The organism is Bartonella sp. PS7NMGDW (genome assembly GCF_042193585.1).
Taxonomy (GTDB): domain Bacteria; phylum Pseudomonadota; class Alphaproteobacteria; order Rhizobiales; family Rhizobiaceae; genus Bartonella; species Bartonella grahamii.
In genome coordinates, this window is record NZ_JBHILX010000122.1 from 1 (window position 1) to 636 (window position 636).

The following is a 636-nucleotide window of genomic DNA, read 5'->3' on the forward strand; positions in this document are numbered from 1 at the left end:
AAAGTCACTGCTTCAAACGTTTACAACGTACTCAGTAAGACAGCAAAAGGTTTGCCTACAAGCAAATATGAAGACTACAAAACGAAACTCATGATAGAACGCTTAATAGAGGGAATAAGCCAATCTTATACAACACCTGCTATGCAATGGGGCATTGAACATGAAGAGAATGCCTTGAGAGAATATGAATTCATTTATGACGCAGAAGTCACAAGATGCGGGTTTATCCCACACCCAAAAATGAAAATGGCGGGTGCAAGTCCTGATGGGTTCATTGGAGAGGACGGTTTAATCGAAGTCAAATGTCCACAATCAACAACTCATCTTCGTTTTTTTATGTATGACGAAATCAAACCAGAATATCACGCACAAATGCAATTCCAAATGGCATGCACAGGACGCAAATGGTGTGATTTCATTAGCTATAATCCAAACTTTGTAGGCAAATCTACTGGTTTGAGAATGAAAATCAAACGCGTCCTCCGTGATGAGAAACACATTGAAGAGATTAATAAAGCGGTCGAAATCTTTTTAGGGGAAATAGAACAAGAGATGCAAAAGATTTTGGCAAAAGCTGCTTAAACCTATGGGGGTGCTCTCTCCTTCTCCTCTTGCTTAAGCACCCCCACCCATTTA

The 636-nt window shown here is 40.1% G+C and carries 1 protein-coding gene; it reads left to right on the top strand.

Annotation, left to right across the window (positions count from 1 at the left end):
* Window positions 1–582: lambda exonuclease family protein (locus ACFIKJ_RS09660; RefSeq protein ID WP_375652245.1), on the top strand; the 582-nt coding region annotated here is incomplete at its 5' end.
* Between the last annotated feature and the right edge of the window lie 54 nt (window positions 583–636).